The 20,673-nt window shown below is 65.7% G+C and carries 20 protein-coding genes; 7 read left to right on the top strand and 13 right to left on the bottom strand.

Features of this window, described 5'->3' with window-relative positions:
* Window positions 1-17: 17 nt before the first annotated feature.
* From ACF3NP_RS02475 to ACF3NP_RS02450, 6 genes are read left to right on the top strand one after another with little or no spacing between them, the layout of a single operon-like run.
* Entirely contained in the window at window positions 18-1,871 is a 1,854-nt protein-coding gene (locus ACF3NP_RS02475) for a chorismate-binding protein (protein WP_392398928.1), read from the top strand.
* A complete protein-coding gene (locus tag ACF3NP_RS02470) occupies window positions 1,864-2,613 on the top strand; it encodes an aminotransferase class IV (protein ID WP_392398927.1) in 750 nt (249 codons plus the stop codon). The genes ACF3NP_RS02475 and ACF3NP_RS02470 overlap by 8 nt, the downstream gene beginning before the upstream one ends.
* A gap of 47 nt (window positions 2,614-2,660) precedes the next feature.
* Window positions 2,661-3,299 carry a suppressor of fused domain protein gene (locus ACF3NP_RS02465; protein ID WP_181888688.1) on the top strand — a complete coding sequence of 213 codons (639 nt, stop codon included), beginning with the start codon at window positions 2,661-2,663 and terminating at the stop codon, window positions 3,297-3,299.
* Window positions 3,300-3,333: 34 nt separating this feature from the next.
* Entirely contained in the window at window positions 3,334-3,840 is a 507-nt protein-coding gene (locus ACF3NP_RS02460; RefSeq protein WP_181888689.1) for a hypothetical protein, read from the top strand.
* Between the two features lie 11 nt (window positions 3,841-3,851).
* On the top strand, window positions 3,852-4,496 hold the full coding sequence (locus tag ACF3NP_RS02455) for a hypothetical protein (RefSeq protein ID WP_181888690.1): 645 nt from the start codon (window positions 3,852-3,854) through the stop codon (window positions 4,494-4,496).
* A 17-nt stretch (window positions 4,497-4,513) separates the two neighbouring features.
* Window positions 4,514-5,344: a hypothetical protein gene (locus ACF3NP_RS02450; RefSeq protein WP_181888691.1), complete on the top strand. Its 831-nt coding sequence runs from the start codon at window positions 4,514-4,516 to the stop codon at window positions 5,342-5,344.
* A gap of 191 nt (window positions 5,345-5,535) precedes the next feature.
* Here ACF3NP_RS02450 and ACF3NP_RS02445 read toward each other — a convergent pair whose 3' ends face one another.
* From ACF3NP_RS02445 to ACF3NP_RS02395, 11 genes are all read right to left on the bottom strand, one after another.
* Complete coding sequence (locus ACF3NP_RS02445) at window positions 5,536-6,303, bottom strand: ATP-binding protein (protein WP_070771239.1); 768 nt, start codon at window positions 6,301-6,303, stop codon at window positions 5,536-5,538.
* A gap of 3 nt (window positions 6,304-6,306) precedes the next feature.
* A complete protein-coding gene (gene istA / locus ACF3NP_RS02440; RefSeq protein ID WP_392398926.1) occupies window positions 6,307-7,947 on the bottom strand; it encodes an IS21 family transposase in 1,641 nt (546 codons plus the stop codon).
* A gap of 899 nt (window positions 7,948-8,846) precedes the next feature.
* Window positions 8,847-11,273, bottom strand: a complete 2,427-nt coding sequence (locus ACF3NP_RS02435) for an excinuclease ABC subunit UvrA (protein ID WP_392398925.1) — start codon at window positions 11,271-11,273, stop codon at window positions 8,847-8,849.
* A gap of 18 nt (window positions 11,274-11,291) precedes the next feature.
* The gene (gene pyk / locus ACF3NP_RS02430) at window positions 11,292-12,716 is read right to left on the bottom strand and encodes a pyruvate kinase (protein ID WP_392398924.1); all 1,425 of its coding nucleotides are present in this window, start codon (window positions 12,714-12,716) and stop codon (window positions 11,292-11,294) included.
* Window positions 12,709-13,668, bottom strand: a complete 960-nt coding sequence (lgt, locus tag ACF3NP_RS02425; protein ID WP_392398923.1) for a prolipoprotein diacylglyceryl transferase — start codon at window positions 13,666-13,668, stop codon at window positions 12,709-12,711. The genes pyk and lgt overlap by 8 nt, the downstream gene beginning before the upstream one ends.
* A gap of 17 nt (window positions 13,669-13,685) precedes the next feature.
* The gene (locus tag ACF3NP_RS02420; RefSeq protein WP_392398922.1) at window positions 13,686-14,504 is read right to left on the bottom strand and encodes an indole-3-glycerol phosphate synthase TrpC; all 819 of its coding nucleotides are present in this window, start codon (window positions 14,502-14,504) and stop codon (window positions 13,686-13,688) included.
* A gap of 44 nt (window positions 14,505-14,548) precedes the next feature.
* Window positions 14,549-15,241 (bottom strand): TIGR02234 family membrane protein, encoded by a 693-nt coding sequence (locus ACF3NP_RS02415; RefSeq protein WP_392398921.1) that lies wholly within the window; start codon window positions 15,239-15,241, stop codon window positions 14,549-14,551.
* A gap of 3 nt (window positions 15,242-15,244) precedes the next feature.
* Window positions 15,245-16,039, bottom strand: coding sequence for an inositol monophosphatase family protein (locus ACF3NP_RS02410; protein ID WP_269952621.1), 795 nt, complete (start codon window positions 16,037-16,039; stop codon window positions 15,245-15,247).
* 13 nt (window positions 16,040-16,052) lie between these two features.
* Complete coding sequence (locus ACF3NP_RS02405; protein ID WP_392398920.1) at window positions 16,053-16,682, bottom strand: type 1 glutamine amidotransferase family protein; 630 nt, start codon at window positions 16,680-16,682, stop codon at window positions 16,053-16,055.
* 27 nt (window positions 16,683-16,709) lie between these two features.
* Complete coding sequence (locus ACF3NP_RS02400) at window positions 16,710-18,008, bottom strand: MFS transporter (RefSeq protein WP_392398919.1); 1,299 nt, start codon at window positions 18,006-18,008, stop codon at window positions 16,710-16,712.
* Between the two features lies 1 nt (window position 18,009).
* Window positions 18,010-18,189: a hypothetical protein gene (locus tag ACF3NP_RS02395; RefSeq protein WP_239306880.1), complete on the bottom strand. Its 180-nt coding sequence runs from the start codon at window positions 18,187-18,189 to the stop codon at window positions 18,010-18,012.
* 101 nt (window positions 18,190-18,290) lie between these two features.
* On the opposite strand from ACF3NP_RS02395, the gene ACF3NP_RS02390 reads away from it, so the two are divergent.
* The gene (locus ACF3NP_RS02390; RefSeq protein ID WP_392398918.1) at window positions 18,291-19,337 is read left to right on the top strand and encodes a YbjN domain-containing protein; all 1,047 of its coding nucleotides are present in this window, start codon (window positions 18,291-18,293) and stop codon (window positions 19,335-19,337) included.
* On the opposite strand, the gene ACF3NP_RS02385 is transcribed toward ACF3NP_RS02390, so the two are convergent.
* Together ACF3NP_RS02385 and ACF3NP_RS02380 are read right to left on the bottom strand one after the other, a co-directional pair.
* Window positions 19,338-19,856, bottom strand: a complete 519-nt coding sequence (locus ACF3NP_RS02385) for a hypothetical protein (protein WP_392398917.1) — start codon at window positions 19,854-19,856, stop codon at window positions 19,338-19,340. It lies immediately after the preceding gene.
* Window positions 19,847-20,557, bottom strand: coding sequence for a nuclear transport factor 2 family protein (locus ACF3NP_RS02380; protein WP_392398916.1), 711 nt, complete (start codon window positions 20,555-20,557; stop codon window positions 19,847-19,849). Before ACF3NP_RS02380 ends, ACF3NP_RS02385 begins: the two co-directional genes overlap by 10 nt.
* Window positions 20,558-20,673 lie beyond the last annotated feature (116 nt).

Genomic DNA, 20,673 nt, shown 5'->3' with positions numbered 1-20,673 from the left:
TATACGATCTCGGCACAATGATTCTGCTCGTCGACAATTACGACTCATATACATTCAACCTCGCCCACCTCATTGCTGAGGCCACCGGCCGCGAGCCCCTGGTGGTCCCCGCGGGCGAGGCGACCGACCTTCCGAAGCGGGTGCGCGCCGGCGAGTTCAGCCACGTGGTCATCTCCCCCGGCCCCGGCACCCCTGAGCGCGAGGAGGACTTCGGCGCGTCCCGGCGCGTCATCGAGGCAGCCGCGGACGCCGGCGTCCCACTGCTCGGCGTGTGCCTCGGCCATCAGGGTTTGGCGATGCTCGCCGGTGCCAGCGTCACCCGCGCGCCCGAGCCGCGCCACGGGTTCGTCTCCACCGTCACCCATTCCGGCGAGGGCATCTTCGCCGGCATCCCGCAGGGCTTCGAGGTGGTGCGCTACCACTCCCTGCACGTCGACCTTGATGTTGACGAGCTCCCCGGCATCACCGTGCACGCCCGCAGCAAGGACGGCGTCATCCAAGCGCTCAAGGTCGACGGACTGAATCACTGGGGCGTGCAATTCCACCCGGAATCCGTCCTCACCCAGCACGGCGCGGCGCTCATGCGCAACTTCCTCGGCGGCTGGCGCATCATCCACCGCGAGGTGCCCGGCGCGCTCGACTGCCAGCGCGTGTTCAACGCGATCTCGCGAGACGGCAACGACGCGTTCTTCCTCGACTCCGCCGACACACGCGGGCGTTTCTCCATCCTCGGCGACACCGCAGGTGCGCTCTCGCGCTCCATTCGCTTTTCGCTTGGCGACGGCAACGTGCTCGACATCCTCGACACCGAGCTATCCACCCCGGTCATCGACGCGCCCGACCTACCGTTTACCGGCGGGTGGATCGGGTACCTGGGCTACGAGTGCGCCGAGCTGACTATGCCGATCACGCTGCGCCACCGCTCGCCCTTCCCGGACGCGTACTTTGTGCGCCCGCAGTCGTTCATCGTCTACGACCACGATGCCGAAACCGCGCACCTGTGCGCCCTGGCCGGCGACGGCGCCGACGGTTTGCTCGACCGGCTTGCACAGGCGCTTGCGGGGGCGGGCACCGCCGGAGGTGCGTCGATAGGCGAAGGCTCCTGGAGCAACCCGGACTACCTCGCCAGCATCGAGGAGGCGCAGGAGTTGCTGCGCGCGGGCGAGAGTTACGAGGTGTGCCTGACCGACACCTACACCACGCACGCGACCGGCGATATCTATGCTGCGCTGCGCGAACACAACCCGGCGCCGTACGCGGCGCACCTGCTTTTCGACGGCGTCGAGGTCGCCAGCGCCTCACCCGAGCGCTTCCTTACCGTGCGCGGCCGCGACGTGGAGGCGAAGCCGATCAAGGGCACCATCGCCGCCGATGAGGACCCCGCGCTACTGAATGATGCGAAAACCCGCGCCGAAAACCTCATGATCGCCGACCTGCTCCGCAACGACCTCTCGCGCATCTGCGAGCCCGGCACCGTGCGTGTTCCTGGATTGATGCAGGTGGAGAGCTATGCCACCGTGCACCAGCTGGTCTCCACCATCACGGGCCGCCTGCGCGAGGGCCGCACCGCCGTCGACGCCGTGCGCGCGACGTTCCCGCCCGGCTCCATGACCGGCGCGCCGAAGCTGCGCACCTGCGAAATCATCGACCGGCTGGAGACCTCCCCGCGCGGCGTCTACTCCGGCGCGCTGGGCTACTTCGGCTTCGACGGCCAGGCCGATCTCTCCGTAGTGATCCGCACAGCCGTGCGCGCGGGCGACACCGTGACCGTGGGCGCCGGCGGCGCGATCGTGCTCGCCTCCGACCCAGAGGCCGAGCTCGCCGAGCGCAACCTCAAGGCCCAGTCCGTGCTGGGGGCGTGGGATGCGTAAGTACGCCTGGCACGGCTCGTTCGTCCCGCGCGATTTCCCCGACGGGCCCCTCGACGTCGCCGACTCCTGGCGCCACTCATCCGGCCGCACCAACGGCCTCGACCTGCACCTTCAGCGGTTTTCGCGCGCTGCTGGCCCGCTGCCGGCCGGCTTCGTCGATAAGCTCATGCCACTGCTGTCCGAGGGCGAACTGTTTCCCCGCATCGCCCTGTCGCAGGGGCTTTTGCTTCTCGACGTCCGCTCCGCCCCTCCCCCGCGCCCCACCACTGCACTGACGTTTGCGCAGGCACCCGACCCGCGCACCCAGCCCGAGGTGAAGGGCCCCGACTTCGCCGCGTTTCGCGCGTACCGTTCGCGGTACCAGGTGGCGGGCACGGACGACACGGTGATCGTCGATAGGCACGGCGCCATGCTGGAGACCACCACCGGCGCGCTGGTGATGTGGGACGGCGACACCCTGTGCCTCCCCGACGGCGTGTGGCTGCCGAGTGTGACGTTGCAGCAGGTTGTTTCGCGGGCTGAGCGGTTAGGCATGCGCGTTGAGCGGCGCCGGCTGTACCCCGACACCGCCGCTGAGCACCCGCTGTGGTTCCTTAACTCCCTGCACGGCATCAGCCCGGTCAGCGAGTTGCACGTCGGCGACGCCGTGATCACTCCGCCGGTGCACCCCTCTTTCGACGAGTGGCGCGACTGGTGGTGGGGCGGGTTCTGCCGGGAGCTTAAACACACCACAGGAAACTGACAACTCGTTATCAGTCACGCACGCGTGATTTATGTACTTTAGGTCACATGACCAACCCGCAGACTCCACAAGACATTGTGCACTACCGCCTAGCCCCGCTGTTGGGCGAGGACTATTCAGTGTTTCACGAGCTCATCTCGGACGAGCTGCACATCGACGTCTATTGCTGGGCCCCCACCGAGCAGCGTCAATTCTGGACGCTGTGCACCTCGGGCATGAACGACTACCGGATGCAGATGCCACCCGGGAAGGAAGAATTCAACCGCACGGAGCTTGTGATGACGCTTCCGGACGATTGGCCACTTGCGGAGATAGGCTCGCAAAACGGCCCCGAAGGCGACGCGATCAGCTGGCCAATAACCCTGCTCAAGTCCACCGCACGCCTGCCCAAAGACATGGATACGTGGCTGTCCTACGGAACCTCGGGCCAGGCAGGGCTCGACCCGAGCGAGACCTATCCGGGCAGCGACTTCTCCGGCTTCATCATCGGCAGCGCATTCACGGTTGACGCCGACGGAGATTTTCTGCGCACGCCTGTAGGCGACGAAGCCGTCCACTTCTTCGGCGTCTACCCCATCTACGCCGACGAACTGCAAGCATGCCTCGCCGGTGACGACATTTTAGGCAGGCTCTACGAACTTGGCGTTGCCGAAGGCGCCTACCCCGGCCGCCCATCCGCGGTTTAGCCCAGGCAGGCAAGCAAAAACCTAGGAGAGAACGGTGCTTTGCCACAAAATCGAGCACAAGATCGGCACGGCGGTCTTTGTATTCGACCCATCGATCTCAATTTTGAGCATGGAAAAAGCCCAGCATTTCGACACAATCGACGGCCAGCATTTCGATGTGCTGGAAGGCTGTTTCAACTCGGACGGCTCCCCTTACCCGCGTTTCGGCCTCACCGAATCCATCGGCATGCTTATCGCTCCGACCGATGCAGCCATCGCGATCCGACGTACCCTCAACCAGCAGGGTGCTCGAGTTGCCGAATGCACGTTCACTAGCCAGTACGGCGACTACATCGGCTTCCGCGCGTTCAACCTCCACGAAGACACACCGCAGGCACCAGTGTTCAGAATCCGGACCTCACCCGACAACCCCGACCTGTGGATGGACCAGTACTACACCTCCGAGCTTGTTAGCTGGCTCAAAGCCAACTTCGACACCCGCGGAATCCAAACCCGCACAGTCGACCAAGACCCCCACTACTACCAACCCAAGAAGAAATAGGAGCTCGACCCATGACGCCACAGATTCCGGACCCCATCACCCTGGACCAGTACCTCGCCGACACCGAGCCTGCCCCGATTCCCGACCTGACATGGGAGGAAGCCAAGGCGATCCTGTCCGAGTCTAACGACGCAGAAACGCACGTTGCCGTCATCGCGCCACTCACTCGCAATCACAGCACCTCCCGCAGCATCCCCGGCAAGGAAACCCTAGACGCGCTCGCCGACTCTCCCGTCGCTCTCTGGGCAGTGATGATGCTCAAGGCCTACGACGCAGCGCAGTATCCTCCGCTGGATCTGTACCGGTTCGTTGAGGGGGCGGAAGCGCCGTCGGAAAGCGACAATCTCCTCGCCATGCACCACTGGGCCACCGCAGTGCTGCACCACGAAGCACCACTCGAAGATCCAGATAAGGCGCTCGCAGCTTGTCGCGCTTTTCTCGAGCTCAGCGACGGGCACAATTGGGTGCGACCCGACATCGAGATTGCCGGCATCGTGCTCGACGCCGCCGTGGAGAACCCGGATGGCCCGATCGGTCCTCTTGGCACGGAGATCATGCAGCAGTGGGAGGAACGCCTCACACGCGCGATCGAGGCGGTCGACCCCGACTACGCGTACACCGAAAACCAACTGCTCAGCATCTGGCAAGAGCGGTAACGGCTGAAGATGATCCGATGACGTACTTCATGCAATTCGCCCCGTCGATGAAGGCGATCCGCCAGTCCGACAACACGCGCCTGCATATGCCGACGCGCAACGGCGACATTGAAGTTCACGTCTACGAAGCGAAACACCGAATCGGCGGGGCCTCACTGGTCGGCGTACCCCGCACCCCTGAAAATCTGGCTGTGCTCGGACTTTCTAGTGGGACCGGCGAGCACTCACCGTGGATCATTCCACCGTTTCCACTGCTCACCGACGCCTTCCGTAAAGGCGGCCCTTTCATCCGCGACGGGAAGGTTGAAACCATCCCTGGGGGATTCGACGCGTCGAAAGTCGCCGTAGGTGCGAGCTTGTACCGGCCGGGCCCTCCCGGATTCGTCCCCAAGGACCTCAACGACGAGATACCTCTTGACGTTAACTCTGTCGACCCTTCCGGTTGGAAACTCTTCGTGTGGGTGAGCGGTTCAGCCATCCGCCCCGCCACCGAAGAGGAACGCGACTATCAGCTTATTCCTTGGACGTTCTATCCACTCGGTTTCTTGGACCTCTGGCTTGAGCAGTACCGCTGCTACCACCTGGGTTTTGACATCCCGACGGATGTAAGCCCGCCAGACGAGGACATCGACCATGGCGCCGAAGAGTCGGAATCGTCGACCGGCCTGAAGATGCGCCGGGTAGAACTCGATGAGTCTGCTGGGGAGCTTGAAGGCCAACACTCGGTCTACCTCCAAGTGGCCGCCGGTTCAGAACTCGATAAAGCAATCGCCGCTAGCGGGCACGAAGCCAACGGCTACTTCCTCGAGGGCGTCGCTCGCTACCTCCAATCGAAGGGCCGGGGTTGATCCCAGCCTCCAGCTCGACCCGGAAGGCGAAGGCATCGGCATCTACGGTGATCCAGCACACATCGACAAGGCCCAGTCTTCTTTCACAGGCATCGCTGTTTAGACCACGTGTTTAGTAACGGTGTGGTGAGTATCGGGTAACGCCCGGGTGAGTATCGAGTAACACCCGGGCGTTTTGGGGTTTGGCGGGGTTATTGGGTCAGTCGCATGTTGGTGCCTTCGAGTGTGATGATTTCGGCGCCGGCGACGAGTCGGTTGAGGATGGATTCGGCGATGACGGCATCGGGGATGGATTTGTACCACTCGTCGGGTGTGAACTGGGATGTCACGATGGTGGATCCGCGGGGTTCGCGTTCTGCGAGGATATTGAGCAGTTGGTGTGCGGTAGCGGCATCGATTGGGGTGGTCAGGAAGTCGTCGAGGACTAACACGTCTGTGTTGTGTAGGTCTTCGAGGAATGTGATGCGGGCTGGGTCGTCGTGTTTGAGCACGGCGAGGTGGTTGGCGAGTGTGTCGGTGCGGAAAAAGCGCGCGGAGTAGTCGTTTCGGCACGCCGCGGTAAGCAGTGCTTGGGCGAGGTAGGTTTTGCCGACGGAGGATTTGCCCAGGATGACAATGTTTTGTGCGCTTTGGCACCATTGGCAGTGAGCGAGTCGGGTGATTTGCTCTTTGTTGATGGTGCGGCCGGGCGTGTAGGTGATGTCTTCGATACAAGCATCGGGATTTGGCGATCGGGATGCTTTGAGCAGTTTGTTGACTCGCCTCTCACGCTTGGCCGCTACCTCTTTGTCGAGTGCGTAGAGCACCTTGTCGGAGAAGCTCCAGTCGTCGAAGGCGGGATCGGCGGCGATGTCGATGACGCTTTGTCCGAAGGCGGTCATGCGCAGGTCGGTAAAGATCGGCAGGACTGATTCGTCGAGGAAGCGGGCGGATGATGATGCTGGTTGCGGGTGGGGCATGGGTTATGCAGATCCCTTCTTGGTGAGGTTTTCGAGGCTGAACTGGGCAGCACCACCGAGGTAGGCGCCGCGGGTGTCACGCGCTGTCGGGGCAGGCGCACCGCCAGCGGGTCTGCCAGTTGGTTGACCGATTGGTACATCGGTGCCTGTGGGTCGTGTGGAGGTGTCTTTGCGCACGGCGGCCATCATGTTTTTCACCGCGGTATACGACACAGCACGCCTGGCGCCGTCGGTGGACACCAAACGTCTGCAGGCTTCTTCGAGGATTGGCTTGTTGGCGTGTTTGCCCATGTTGAGCACGTTGCGGCACGCTTGGTACGCCTGGGCAGGGATCGCTTTGGCTTCGATGAGCTCGGCAATCACCTGGCGTGTGGCCGGCCCGATCTTGGCGGCTTCGCGCAGGAAGTACTCGCTTGTCCATAACCCACGGGTGTCACCTATGTTCGCCGGGATGTGGTCGGTGTCGGTGACATACACCCCGCGGGCACGTGCGCGTTGGTGGGTGGCCACACGCTGCCCGGCGTCGAAGACGGCGAGACTGTCACCGGTGATGCGCACATCCACGGTGCGGCCCACCAGCTGGTTAGGTACCGAGTAATGCGCGTTGTGCACTCTGATGTGGAAATTGGGCGCGACTTTGGCGCGTTTCCATTCGGTACGCTGCCACGGTGTTTCAGGCAGCGCGGTGAGCACGTCGCGTTCGAACTGATCGAACAATGCGCGTCTGCTCGTCGCATTGCCGCGAAACGGCGTGGCAGCGTTAATCCCATCGACCAGGGCGGTGATTTTTGCGTTGAGCTCGTCTATCCCAACGCACTGGTGGCCATCGAGTGCGTGGATGACGTTTTGGGTGACGATCTTGACTGCGGCTTCGACGCTGGCCTTGTCTTTGGGTCGTTTCGCCCGAGCCGGCAACGCGGCGGTGTTGTAGTGCTCCAAAAACTCCTCGTAGGTGGAGTTGACCCGACGATTTTTGTCCGCGGCACTAATCGCGTTCGAGGCTGTCGAGGCATTATCCGGCACGATGACCTCGGCAACCCCGCCGAAGTACTCAAACGCGCGGATATGAGCTGCAAGCCACGCGTCCTGGCGCTCATCCGCGCACGCGCAGGCGAACACCATCCCCGAATACGGCAGCGAGGCGACAAAGATACTGACCTTCGATCCTTGTCCGCCGGTGGGGTCAAACAACCGCATCTTTGTGCCTGCCCAGTCCACCTGCATCGTATGGCCCGGGGCATGGGTGATCCTGGCGGTCAGCCCAGCTGCATCAACGTGTTGGGCCACAAGCTGGCGAAACCGCTCGTAGCTGTAATACCGCTGGCCTGGGTCCGCAGGCTGTGCGGTGTAGCGACCCCACAACACCTGCAGGGTCGCCTTGTTGCGCCCGGTGCGTGCCTTGGCGACAGCGTCGAAATCGATCGGGACGAAATCGCCCTGAGCATGGCTGCGCCCGTCGACGAACCAGTCCACCAGCTCATGATCCGCAACCCCACGAAGTTGCTCACGGGTTGTGATGTTGTGTTCCACCAGCGCATCGCGTGCTTTTTGCACGGTGGTGTGCGAGCACCGCAAACTCGAACAGATTTGGCGGACAGACCAGCCTTTGAGCACTTGATCCATTACCGCCCGGTAGTCAGTCACAGTCAGACTCCTCTGGTAACGCCGCGTGCCCTGAAGTCACGCGGTCACCAGAATCCTCCCCCGGACTGTTACTGGATGCTCACCAATGCGTTACTCGATACTCACCACGGTGTTACTAGATACGACCGCGCAACAGCATCGCTGAACGACCTGCTGAAATCGCGGAGCTGGTGGAGCGGGCCAAAGCAGCTGGCATCGAAATCGATGACTAGATTCGCAGGGCCTCCGGGGCGGTTGGGGCTCAACGACTATGCAGCTGCATAGTCAACGAAGCCGAACCAACCTCCCCCGAGGCGAACCAGGCATCGCGAAAAACTATGCAGCTGCATAGCGAATCCACCCCACCAGGCTATGCCGCTGCATAGTGGACGGCAGTGTCGGGACTATGCCGTCGCATAGTGGCATCGGTGCACAAGACTATGCCGCTGCATAGTCAACGAAGCCGAACCAATCTTCCCTGAGACGGTCCGGCCATCAAGAAAAACTATGCCGCTGCATAGCGAATCCATCCCACCAGACTATGCAGCTGCATAGTCTGGTGGCAGTGTCGGGACTATGCCGCTGCATAGCGGGACCGGTCAGCAAGACTATGCCGTCGCATAGTGAACCCGACCCAAGAGACTATGCAGCTGCATAGTCAACGGAGCCGAGGCAACCGCCCCTGTGGCTGATCAGCCATCGCAAGACTATGCCGCTGCATAGCGATTCGAGCCCTTGCCCGCTCGGTTTGTACGAATTTACATGCGGCAACACTTATAAGCTTCTGACCTGCGCCGATAAATCTGGACGCCCGTCCCAATTGTCGACTTTTGCAGGTTTCGTTTAGGTGACTACCCCTACGAATCACGCGAACGGCAACCCCGAGACTATGCAGCTGCATAGTCGCCACCGACGACGACCTACGCCGAACGCTCGGCCAGCACCTTTCCGGTTGCAGTATCAGACTTCGCCAGCTCGGCCGGGGTGCCGGTAGCCACCACTTGACCGCCGTCGGCGCCGGCGCCGGGGCCCATCTCGATCACGCGGTCGGCTTGCGCGATGACGGACAGGTCGTGTTCGACCACGATCACGGTTTGGCCCGCGTCGACCAAGCTGTTGAGCTCCTTCACCAACAGCGCCACGTCGGCCGGGTGCAGGCCGGTGGTGGGTTCGTCCAGCAGGTACACGGTGTGGCCCCGGCGCGAGTTGCGGGAGCGCTGCAGCTCGGTGGCCAGCTTGATGCGCTGCGCCTCGCCGCCGGAAAGCTCCGGCGCGCCCTGGCCCAGGCGCAGGTAGCCCAGCCCCACGGCCTGCAGGGTTTCCACGGCGCGCAGGATCTTCGGTTCGTCGGCGAATACGTCCGCGGCTTCGTCGACAGTCAGCTCCAGCACCTGCGCGATGGTCAGGCCTTCCCAGGTCACCTCGAGGGTCTCGTCGTTGTAGCGCGCGCCGCCGCAGTCCGGGCAGGTGGTGTACGAGCCTGGCAGGAACACCAGCTCCACCTCGATCTTGCCGGCGCCGCCGCAGGTCGGGCACTGCCCCTGCTTCACGTTGTAAGAAAACCGCGACACGGTCCACTTGCGCCGCTTCGCCTCGTCGGTGCCGGCGAACAGTTTGCGCACGCCGTCGAACAGCCCGGTGTAGGTCGCCAGCGTCGAGCGCGGGGTGCGCCCGATGGGCTTCTGGGTGATCTGCACGACTCGGCTCACTGCGTCGAAGCCTTCTTGCCTATCGACGGTCCATCCGGCCTCCCCCGCCCCCGCATCACCCGCAGAGTCGTCCTCTTCCTCCACAACGGTGGACGCGGCGTCGCGGAGCACACCAGCGAGGACGGTGCTGACCAAGGTGGACTTGCCGGAGCCGGACACGCCGGCCACCGCGGTGAATTGTCCCAGACCAAACGACACGTCCAGCCCCTCAATCGAGCGGGCCGAGACGCCGGAAAGGCGCAGTTCGCCGGTGGCGGACCGTGGGTCGTCGTTAAGCGAAAGCGCACGGTTCGCCAGCGCCTTCGCGGTAGGTGCGTCGCCGGTGTAGTCGCTGGTGGGGCCGGAGTAGACCACCTCGCCGCCACGCTCGCCGGCGAGCGGGCCGACGTCCACGAGCCAGTCGGTCTGGGCGACGAGTTCCATATCGTGCTCGACCAGCAGGACCGAGTTGCCGGCGTCGATGAAGCGGCGGCAGATGTCCAGCACCGCGCCGCGCTCGGCGGGGTGCAGGCCAGCCGACGGCTCGTCCAGTACGTACGCCACGCCAAACAGGCCCGAGCGCAGCTGGGCGGACAGGCGGATGCGCTGCAGTTCACCGGCGGACAGGGTCGGCGCGGGGCGGTCCAAGCTCAGGTGCGCCAGCCCCAGGTCGAGCGCGGACTGCAGCGCGGGCAGGATCTGCTTCAGCAGCAGGTCCTCGGCGGAGCCCTTGGACGGTTCCTGCGCGGCCAGCACCTCGTGGACTTGGTCGAGCGGCAGGGCGCCGAGCTCGTCGATAGGCATCCCCGCGTAGGTGACCTTGAGGGCCTCCGGGTTGAGGCAGCGTCCGTGGCAGGTCTCGCACACGCGCGACTCCATGTAGGACAGCACGCGTTTGCGCAGGGTGTCGGACTGGGTCTCGGCGAGCGTATTGGTCAAATACGACGCCACGGAGCGCCACGTGCCCTTGTAGTTGCGCTGGATCTGGTCCTCGCCGCGCAGCGGCTTGACGGTGACCACGGGGCGCTCCTCGGTGAACAGGATCCACTCGCGGTCTTCCTTCGGCAGGTCCTGCCAGGGCGAATCCAGGTCGTAGCCCAGCGTGGCCAGGATGTCGTGGAAGTTCTTGCCGGCCCACGCGCCCGGCCAGGCTTGAATCGCGCCGTCCTCGATGGACAGCGTCGGGTCCGGCACCATCGACGCTTCGGTGGGCTCGTGCACCACGCCGGTGCCCTGGCACGTCGGGCACATGCCCTCGGGCGTGTTCGGGGAGAACGAGTCGGAGTACAGCCCCTTCGGGTTGTCGCCCGCGCGCGAGTACAACAGCCGGATGCTGTTGGACAGCGCGGAGACGGTGCCCACGGTCGAGCGCGCGCCTCCGCCGGAGGTGGACTGCTCCAGCGCCACCGTCGGCGGCAGGCCCTCCACGGAACCGACCTGCGGGTCCACCGCCGAGCCAATCAGGCGGCGGGCGAACGGCGCCACCGATTCGAGGTAGCGCCGCTGGCCCTCGCCGTGGATGGTGCCGAAGGCGAGCGAGGACTTGCCGGAGCCTGACACACCGGTCACCGCAACGAGAGTGCCGCGGGGGATGTCCACATCCACGTTGCGGAGGTTGTGCAGGTGGGCGTCGCGAACTTCAATTCCGGTTTCTGGCATGCCCACCAGCGTAACCGGTTACTGCCGGCGCGTGTCCTCGCCGAGCTGGTGCACGTGGATGGTATTCGTCGTGCCCGCAACACCGGGCGGGGTGCCGGCGACGACAACCATGGTGTCGCCCTCCTTGTACTGCTCCATGGCCAGCAGCTGGCGGTCCACCACCTTGATCATGTCGTCGGTGCTGTGGACCTGCTCGCACAGGAACGTCTCCGCGCCCCACGTCATGGCCAGCTGCGAGCGCACCTGCTGCACCGGCGTGAACACCAGAAGCGGCAGGTCCGGGTGCAAGCGCGCCACGCGGCGTGCAGTGTCGCCGGAGGTGGTGAAGGTGACAATCGCGCGCGCGTTGAGGCGGTCGGCGATGTCGTGGGCCGAGTAGGACACCACGCCGCGCTTCGTGCGCGGGATGTGGTTCAGCGGCGGCACGTTGCCCATCTGCTCCGCGGAGCGCACGATGCGGCTCATGGTGCGCACCACGTTGTGCGGGTCCACGCCCACGGACGTCTCGCCGGAGAGCATGACGCCGTCCGCGCCGTCGAGCACCGCGTTGGCCACGTCGGAGGCCTCGGCGCGGGTCGGGCGCGAGTTCTCGATCATGGAGTCGAGCATTTGCGTGGCGACGATCACTGGCTTGGCATTCTCACGCGCAATCTGGATCACACGCTTCTGCACCGCCGGGACCTGCTCGAGCGGGATCTCCACGCCCAGGTCGCCGCGCGCCACCATGACTGCGTCGAACGCGAGGATGATGGACTCCAGCGCGTCCACAGCCTCGGGCTTTTCAAGCTTGGCGACGACAGGCACACGCCGGCCGACCTCATCCATGATTTCGTGCACCAGCTCCACGTCGGCCGGGGAACGCACGAACGACAGGGCGATGATGTCCACGCCGAGCTCGAGTGCGAAGCGCAGGTCCGCCTTGTCCTTCTCGCTCAGCGCCGGCACGGAAATGTCCATGCCCGGAAGCGACACGCCCTTGTTGTTGGACACCGGGCCGCCCTCGGTGACGCGGCAGACCACGTCGTTGCCGTCGACCTCGGTGCAGACCAGGCCGACCTTGCCGTCGTCCACGAGCAGGCGGTCGCCCGGCTTCGCGTCCTGGGCGAGCTGCTTGTAGGTGGTGGACACGCGGTCGTGCGTGCCTTCGATGTCGTCGACGGTGATGCGGACGGTCTCGCCGGTTTCCCAGTAGGTCTTGCCGTCGCCTTCGAAGCGGCCGAGGCGGATCTTCGGGCCCTGCAGGTCGGCCAGGATGCCCACTGCGTGGCCGGTCTCGTCGGTGGCCTCGCGGACCCAGCGGTAGTTCTGCTCGTGGTCCGGGTAGTCGCCGTGCGAGAAGTTCAGGCGCGCCACGTCCATGCCGTCGCGCACCAGCCCCAAAATCGCATCCTTGCTGGCCACAGCGGGGCCGAGGGTGCAGACGATCTTTGTCCTTCTATCCACGTGTACCAACCTCACCTTCGTAGGTGCCATTCGTGTTTTCCAGCGCCCCACGGTACTCCCGATCCTGGGAGTCTGCCGTGGACGAGCGGTTGTACTCCGGGTCCACCTCCTCCGGGGTCTCCCTGCCCTTTTGCAGCTTGAAGAAGATCACCACGGCGACGATGAACAAGATGGCGGACACCCACGTGTTCACGCGCAGGCCGAGGATGAGGTTGGCCTCGTCGCGGCGCATGAACTCGATGAAGAAGCGGCCCAGCGTGTAGCCGGCCACGTACAGCCAGAACACACGGCCGTGGCCGAGGCGGAAGCGGCGGTCCGCCCAGATGAGCACGAAAAACACCGCCACGTTCCAAATCAGCTCGTAGAGGAACGTCGGGTGCACGCTCGCGATCACCTCGCCGGTGGAGCGTCCCGTCAACGGGGCGTACTGGCCGGCTTCGTTGACGCGGTAGTAGATGTCCAGCGCCCACGGCACGTCGGAATCCGCGCCGTAGAGCTCCTGGTTGAAGTAGTTTCCCAGCCGGCCGATGCCTTGGGCGAGGATCACCGACGGCGCGATCGCGTCCGCAAGCGGCGCTATCGGCAGCCCCTTGCGCCGCATCATCACCCACACCGCCAACGCGCCAAGCGTCACCGCGCCGATGATGCCTAAGCCGCCGGCGGTGATGTTGAAGGCCTGCCAGGGGTTTTTGCCCTCGCCGAAGTACTTCTGGTGGTCCGTGATCACGTGGTACAGGCGCCCGCCGATGATGCCGGCCGGGATGACCACAATCGCCGCGTCCCACACCGTCTCCGGGTTGCCGCCGCGCGCTTTGTAGCGGCGCAGCGAGATCGCCATCGCGACGATGATGCCGGTGATGATGCACAGCGCGTAGGCGCGGATGGGGATGGGACCGAGGTACCACACGCCCTGCGGCGGCGACGGAATGTGAGCCAAGTTCAGCGTTTGCACGCCACTTAGTGTGCCATTTAGCGTCGCGACGGGCACGCGGGGTGCTGGCCCGCCGTGGCCAGCGAGCGCGTCGCGGAGAGCACATCGCCCGCCGCCATGACGGCCTCCGCCGCCAGCACAGCGTCCGCGCCGCAGGAGGCGGCGTTGATCAGATCGCGCGGGGTGGCCACGCCGCCGAGGCTGATCTTGATCACCTCGCTGGGAAGACCCGGCGCGATCTCAGCGAATGCGTTGCGGTTCAAGTTGTTGGTGTCGAAGGTCCAAGAGTTGACCGCCACCACGGACACGCCCGCGCGCAGCGCGCGGTCCGCCTCCTCCGGGGTGCGCACTTCCGCCACGGCGGCCATGCCGAGGGATTCGGCGCGGTCCAGCAGCGCCTCGAAGCGGGGCTGGTCCAGGATCCCCACCTGCAGCGGGATGGCGTCAGCGCCGTAGCAGCGGGCCTCGTGGATCTGGTACGGGTCCACGATCACGTCGCGGCACACCATCGGCAGCTCTACCGCTTCCCTAGCCTGGGCCATGTCGGCCAGGGAACCGTCGAAACGCAGCCGCTCCGTCTGGCACGCGATGAGGTGGGCGCCGCCGGCTTCGATGTTCTGGGCCAGCGCCTCGATGCTGGAAAGCCCGGCGCCGGTGGGGCCGAAGACCGGCGAGTTGCGCTTGATCTCCACGATCACGCTGCAGCCATGACGCAAAAGCGCCGCCCGGGCATCCCGGGTCGGCGCCATATCGCGCGAACGCGCTTTGATCTCTTTGAAGGAAACGGCGGCCTCACGCTTGGCAACGTCGCGAAGCACACCAGCGACAACGTCGTCGAGTGTGCTCGGAGCCGGCATGGCTACCTCCCAGTTGCAAGGGGCCTGGCCTGTCACGGATAAGGCTAGCGGGTGGACTTCGAGGATCGGAAATCCGGTCCACTCTGCGGATCGGTCGGGTCGATGTCCGCGCTGATCGCGTCCCACAGCACGCGGCCGGACTGGGGGTCCTCCTCCAAGTCCTCGCGCACCTTCTCCCGGCGCACGGTTTCCTTCTCGTACTTGTTCTGCCGCGGCGAATCCTCGCCCGGCCGGGCGATCAGCAGCACCCCGCCGGCCAGGCCGAGCAGCGCGGCCGCGAGCGCCAACCCGGGACCGGCCACCAGTGTCGTTGCGGAGGTGATGTCCGCCCACTGCGCGATCGCCGGCGCGGAATTGCCCTGCTGCGCCTCGTCCGCGCCAGCGGTCAGCAGCGCGTGCACACGCTCCGGGTCCGCCCCGCCGAGCAGCAAGCGCACCGCCGGCACCGCCAGGCCAAAGGACGCCGCGGTACAGATGGCGCCGATGACGCGACGGCCGAGGCGTCGCAAAGCAAATGCCGCGACCATGCCGGCAAGCAGCAGCACCGCAATCGCGCCGGTCTCAGTGGACCAGTCCGCGCCGTTGACGGTTGCCTCGCCGCCGCCGGAGATGTCGTCGACGAACTCGGCGCGCACCCACGCCATCCGCGAGCTGATCCAGCTCAGCGCGCCCGCAACACCGAGCGCGAGAGCCCCTTTGCGGGCGGCCTTCTTGTCGGGTTTTGCGGCTGTAGTCATGCGTTAGTCCTCCTCGCCCGCATCAATTCGTACATTCCGGACCGCCTCCATCACCGCGGCGTGGGCCTTGGCGGTGCCGACCACTGCCCCGACTTTGCCGGGCTCCCACGGCGTGCCGTCGCCGGCGGTGGCCACCGCTCCTGCGCTGCGCGCCAGCAGGATGCCCGCGGAGTTATCCCACACGTGCGGCGAAAAACTCACCGCGGCCTGGTAGATGCCTTGGGCGGCGAACGCTAAGTCGATGCCCACCGAGCCGGAAATCCGCGGGCGCAGGTGCGCCCGGGTCAGCTCCCCTGCCAGGTCCAGGCGCTGGTTGGACGGCATGCGCCTGCGGTCGCGGGAGAACAGGGAGCCGACGCCGACGTGCGGCGCGGACGTGGCCTCGTTCACCGGCGGCAGCGCGGCGCCGTTGAGGTGCACCGGACCACCCTCGACGGCGGTCATCCGCATGTCCAGCAGCGGCGCGTCCACCACCGCCACCACAGGCTGCCGCTCCACCAGAAGCGAGACCAGGATCGCACAGTTGGGGTTGCCGGTGGAATAGTTCGACGTCCCGTCGATGGGGTCCACCACCCAGCAGGCGTGCTCGTCCAGCTCACCGCCTTGCTCCTCGCCGAACACGCCGATGCCGGTCGCGCCGGTGAGCTTGTCGCGCAGCAGCTCCTCCACCGCCAGGTCCGCTGCGGTGGCGAAGTCGCCCGAGCCTTTGTGCAGGGCGGGCGCGGCGCCGAGTTCGTTGACGAAGATCTCGCGGGCGGCGTCAACCGCCGCCACTGCTGCTTGAAGGTTCTCCGTCATATCCGTCATCGTGCTATCCCAGCTGCGCGATCCAGTTGCGCAGCACGCCGGCGCCGGCCGCACCGGAGGCTTCGGGGTGGAAACGCGTCGTCCACAGCGGGCCGTTTTCCACCGCGGCGAGCACCTCGCCCGCCCAGCTCAGCTTCGGGTAGGCGATGAACTCGTCTTCTTTCAGCTCGAAATCGCGTGCCCCGGTGGCGGCGTTGAACTCGAATTCCTGCGCCCGATCGAGCATCAGCGAGTCTGCCGCAGGCGCAACCTCCGCGCGCTCCACAGGGGCAGCAAGCTTGTCGACGCCTCCCGGCCACTCACCGAACCCAGCCGCGCCGTCCGCACCGCGCTCGAACAGCGCGTCCATGGCGGCGCCGACGACGAGCACCGGGCGCGAACCGGCGAGGCGCTGCCCCACAACACGGTCTGCCTGGGCCTTGCGCAGTGCGCGCAGCGCCTCGGCGGCGTCGCCGGAGGCGGCGACGACCAGCCCGTCCGCGGCGACGGCGTGCGCCGGGTCCGACGTGATCTCCGCGTCAACCCCCTCAGCCCGCAGCGCGTCACGCAGCGCGCCGACGGCGGGGTCCGCGCCCGCAAACGGGTCGAACACTGCCACAGCCGCGGCTTGTTGGCCGGAGGATGTCTCGCTCATAGGTGCGTAGTCTAGCTCCCGCGCCGGTTACTGGCGTTTGCGCGGGTAGGGCCGCGGCACCTGCACCGACTTCAGGCGCGCGGACAGGTTGTTCACTTCCACCACGCGGTGGCGGCCCAGCTGCCGGTCCAAAAGCGTGATGGCCAGGCCGATGGTGATTACGGCAGAGGCGATGCCGAACACCGGGGCGAACGCCATCTGCGCCACGAGCATGCCGTAGAACGTGGAGCCCAAGCCGGTGCCGCCGTCGAAGCCGATGTTCCAGATCGCAGAGGCCTCCGACGTCTTGTGGCGCGGCAGGCGGTAGAACAGCATCGTCAGCGCCTCGTTTTGCACCCCGCCGAAGCCGGCGCCGTAGAACAGCGCGGCGATGAGCATCGTCCACGCCGGCAACTCCATGGACAGGATCATCGCCATCAGCGCGACACCGATGGCGGCGATGATCTGGCACGGGATGATGACGCTGCCCGGGTAGCCGCGGCGGTCCATGATCCGGCCGGCGACGTAGCGCGCCACCATGGCTGCGAAGTTGAGCACTGCGAGCATCACGCCCGCCAGCGCGGCGCCGGAGACTGGGTCAAGCTCACGCATGGACACCGGCAGGAAGTTCGTGATCGCGCCGTATGCGGTGGTGACAAACATCAAGGCGAGCGCCGGCACGAGCGCGAGGTGCCACATGGGCACGCGCACGCTTTGCTGCGTTTCAGCGTCCGGGTCCGCCGGTGGGATGGGCGGGATAGCCAGGCAGGCCACCAGCGAAACCGCGCCGATAGAGGCGGCGATCACGTACACCGCGTCGTAGCCGATTTTGTCCACCAACGCCAGGCCGGACGGCAGCGCCACCATCTGCGCCAGGCCCACGACCATGCCGAAGATGCCGGTGGCGCTGCCCAGCAGGCGCAGCGGGACTAGCTCGGCGATGATGGCGGCTTCCGCCACGGACAGCGCACCGAAGCCGATGCCGCGGATCGCACTGACGGTCAACAGCGGTACGGCGTCCATGCCGAGCATGTAGCCGAACGCCGGGATGCCCAGCAGCAGCGAGGAGATGGCCAGCACCCAGCCGAAGCCGAACGTCTTCAGCGCCTTTGGGGTGAAAATTTGGGTGATCACGGTGGCGAACATGAACACGCCGGTGGACAGCCCTGCCAGGGAGGCCGGCTGGCCAGCGTCGATCACGGCTGTGGGGACCACAGGCAGCAGCAACGCCCACGCCGCGAAGGCCGAGGCCACCGCAACGAGCACCGGGATCAGGCCCCGGGCGCGCCACACATTGGTCAGCGATTCAACTTCCCCACGGGTCAGCGGCTGTTTGGACCATGCCATCTCACATCACCTCCATAAGCGCGAGGGCTGCGAAGAGCAGGGCCATGACAGCCAGAAGCGCTAACACGGCGGTAACCGCGCGCGGTGCTCCGCGTTGGTAGCTGGACCACACTCCGCCGACGAGAATCCCCGCCACAAGGCTGAGCACCACCACCAAAATCGGATTCCCGACAGCGGACACCGCAATGACCTCCTTCACAACCGAGTCGATTCCGCCGACATTGTAGACGCTGCATCGAAATCCACAGCCGCTGCCGTCGGGCGGGGCGTTATGCTCGCTGTATGGGAAAGCACGCTGCACCGGTGGGCCGCCAGCGCCCCGGCGAGGTCACACTCGAGCGCGCCGCCGCCGTATTGGAGGGCCTCGGTTTCAATCCGCTGGTGCGCCCCGACCGCCTGGTTATCGGCGCGCACGCTTTCACCGTTGCGCTGTGGATTGACTTCGCCCGCCCGATGGCGCTGGTCATCGACACCGCAGAGCGCATCCCCACCGACTTCGAGCACTCTGCGGCACTCGCCCGCTTCATCAACACGTGGAACCACGACCGGGTGGGCCCGTGGGCAAGTTTCCGCCTCATGGAGTCCGGGGATTTGTGCGCGCGCATGCGCCGGGGCGTGCACATCAAGCATGGGCTTAGCGACGATCAACTGGCCGCCGAACTCGCCGACACCCTCGAGCACGCCGCCGCGTTTTACCGGCAGCTGCGCGAGCGCTTCTTGGACGCGAGCCTGGACCAGCCGCTGCCGCCGCAGCTCATGCGCGCCCAGGACACGGAGGTGCTGTTGGGGCGACACCCATCGCTGCGTCACCTGCCCCGCGGGGGACGTCGCGAGGTGTCCACGGCACCGGAGCTCTTCAAAGACGTGGACGGGCCCGCCGGCGTGATCGCGCCGGCGGACATCAGCGACCTCACCGCCGCGTTGGATGAGTTGGAGTTCCGCTACGGTGTCGGCGAGGACGGCGTGATCGCCACCGGCGTCAACGGTGTGGCGTTCGCGCTGACCATCGACGGCGAACCGGGGCCGCGCTACGCCCGCGTGACTGGCATGTGGGACACCGGCCGCGACGCGCTGGACGCGTTCTTGCCGCTGTGGCTGGTGTGCAACGACGTCAACGAACGCACCTGCGCCACCGCCGCGTACCTGCACGAGTTCGACGGCGCCGCCCACATGCACGCCGAATCAACCATGCTAGTGGCTGAAGGCGCGGCGCCGGAGCAGGTCGGCGAGTTTGTCGTTTCGGCGATGGCGGCGTGTCTTGCTGCCATCGACCACGTCAGCCAGCAGACGGCTGGCCACTCCGTGGTGGATTGGCCGGGCAGGCGCTAGCTAGCGCTCTTCTTTGGCGTAGGCCAAAAGGTTGGCGGTCCAGTACACCAGCACTGCCGCGAACGGGCCCGCCGCCCAGGCGGCACCTGGACGCACGGGCGGCACCATGGTCAGCGTGTCGCCGTCCGAAAGCGCATCGGGCGACGGGAGGGGGTGCACAAGCCCCACGAACCAGCCGCCGAAGATGTAGAGCGCGACCGCGGCTACAGCGCTGACGATGCCAGCCCAGAGCAGCCACGCCACCGACCCGCGGACCTTCCCGCGCCTCGCGGCGATCAGCGCGACTGCCGCCACGACAACACCGGCCAACGTGGTCAGCAAAGCGAACGAGCCGAAGCCCGCGAACTCGGCGTTGACGGGGCTTTCCGCCTGGTCCACGCGCAGCCCGCCGCCTTCGACCACGCCGATGTAGGCCGGGCGCACCAGCGCCCACACCCCGCCGCCGAGGATGCCCAAAACGCAACCGAGCGCCAGGAGCCCAGCTCCGGCGCTCAGTGCGGACTTGCGGATTAGTTGCACAGCTTCCAGCGGCCGTCTTCCTTCTGGAAGATCATGGTCGAGGTTTCCTCACCCTGGTCGCTCTTCGCGGTCAGGCTTGCGGACGCGCGGTCACCGTCGATACGCACATCGTCCAGGCTGACCTCGGTCTCCGGCAGGTCGATGCCCTGGCCCTGCTCCTCGGCAAGACGGCTGGCTTCCTGCACCTGCTCCAGGCTCATGCCCTGGCGCTCAAGCTCCTCCAGCATCGGCTCGGTCACGGCCTTGCAGGAGTTTTCCAAGATGGTCGGGGTCCAGTCCGCGAACGAGCCCGGGTTCAGCACGGCACGGGCGGTGTCTTCCATCTCCCGGCGGTCGTCCTCGCTGCCCTCCTTACCGTTGGCCAGCGGCTCGTTGGTGTTTTCCGGCATGCCGTTTTCAAACGGGTTGGCCAGTGTCGGCGGCTGCTCCTCGCCGCCCTGCGCTTGGTCGGACTTCTTCTTGTCGTCCTTGTTTTCCTTCTTCTTCTTTTCCGTCTCGGAGCTCTTCGAAGTCTTTTCCGTCTTCTCTTCGGACTTTTCAGACTTCTCGGATTTTTCCGCAGAGGCTTCCGTGGAAGAGTTCGCGGCGGACGCCTCAGGTGCCTCGGCGGCGGTGGAAAGGCCGCCGGAGGTGCCTTCGTCGTCGGACCCGCACGCGGCGAGCGGGAGCACGAGGGCGAGCGCCGCCGTCGTTACTGCCATGCTCTTCTTCGTTTGCAACTTCACGGTATACCTGTACCTCTCGTTGTCGGACCCGCCCGGTAATTCGGCACGGGTTGGCACCAGCGACTGTTTCCTTCTTCGTTTTTCGGTATCAA

It is taken from the genome of Corynebacterium lehmanniae (assembly GCF_043161975.1).
GTDB lineage: Bacteria > Actinomycetota > Actinomycetes > Mycobacteriales > Mycobacteriaceae > Corynebacterium > Corynebacterium lehmanniae.
The sequence above is the reverse complement of the archived record's forward strand: the minus strand, read 5'-3'. Positions and strand labels throughout refer to the sequence as shown.

Coding starts and splice junctions, on each gene's coding strand:
- ACF3NP_RS02475 (WP_392398928.1), top strand. CDS start 18: ATGATTCTGCTCGTCGACAATTACGACTCATATACATTCAACCTCGCC.
- ACF3NP_RS02470 (WP_392398927.1), top strand. CDS start 1,864: ATGCGTAAGTACGCCTGGCACGGCTCGTTCGTCCCGCGCGATTTCCCC.
- ACF3NP_RS02465 (WP_181888688.1), top strand. CDS start 2,661: ATGACCAACCCGCAGACTCCACAAGACATTGTGCACTACCGCCTAGCC.
- ACF3NP_RS02455 (WP_181888690.1), top strand. CDS start 3,852: ATGACGCCACAGATTCCGGACCCCATCACCCTGGACCAGTACCTCGCC.
- ACF3NP_RS02450 (WP_181888691.1), top strand. CDS start 4,514: ATGACGTACTTCATGCAATTCGCCCCGTCGATGAAGGCGATCCGCCAG.
- ACF3NP_RS02445 (WP_070771239.1), bottom strand. CDS start 6,303: ATGCCCCACCCGCAACCAGCATCATCATCCGCCCGCTTCCTCGACGAA.
- ACF3NP_RS02435 (WP_392398925.1), bottom strand. CDS start 11,273: ATGCCAGAAACCGGAATTGAAGTTCGCGACGCCCACCTGCACAACCTC.
- ACF3NP_RS02420 (WP_392398922.1), bottom strand. CDS start 14,504: ATGCCGGCTCCGAGCACACTCGACGACGTTGTCGCTGGTGTGCTTCGC.
- ACF3NP_RS02415 (WP_392398921.1), bottom strand. CDS start 15,241: ATGACTACAGCCGCAAAACCCGACAAGAAGGCCGCCCGCAAAGGGGCT.
- ACF3NP_RS02410 (WP_269952621.1), bottom strand. CDS start 16,039: ATGACGGAGAACCTTCAAGCAGCAGTGGCGGCGGTTGACGCCGCCCGC.
- ACF3NP_RS02405 (WP_392398920.1), bottom strand. CDS start 16,682: ATGAGCGAGACATCCTCCGGCCAACAAGCCGCGGCTGTGGCAGTGTTC.
- ACF3NP_RS02400 (WP_392398919.1), bottom strand. CDS start 18,008: ATGGCATGGTCCAAACAGCCGCTGACCCGTGGGGAAGTTGAATCGCTG.
- ACF3NP_RS02390 (WP_392398918.1), top strand. CDS start 18,291: ATGGGAAAGCACGCTGCACCGGTGGGCCGCCAGCGCCCCGGCGAGGTC.
- ACF3NP_RS02380 (WP_392398916.1), bottom strand. CDS start 20,557: ATGGCAGTAACGACGGCGGCGCTCGCCCTCGTGCTCCCGCTCGCCGCG.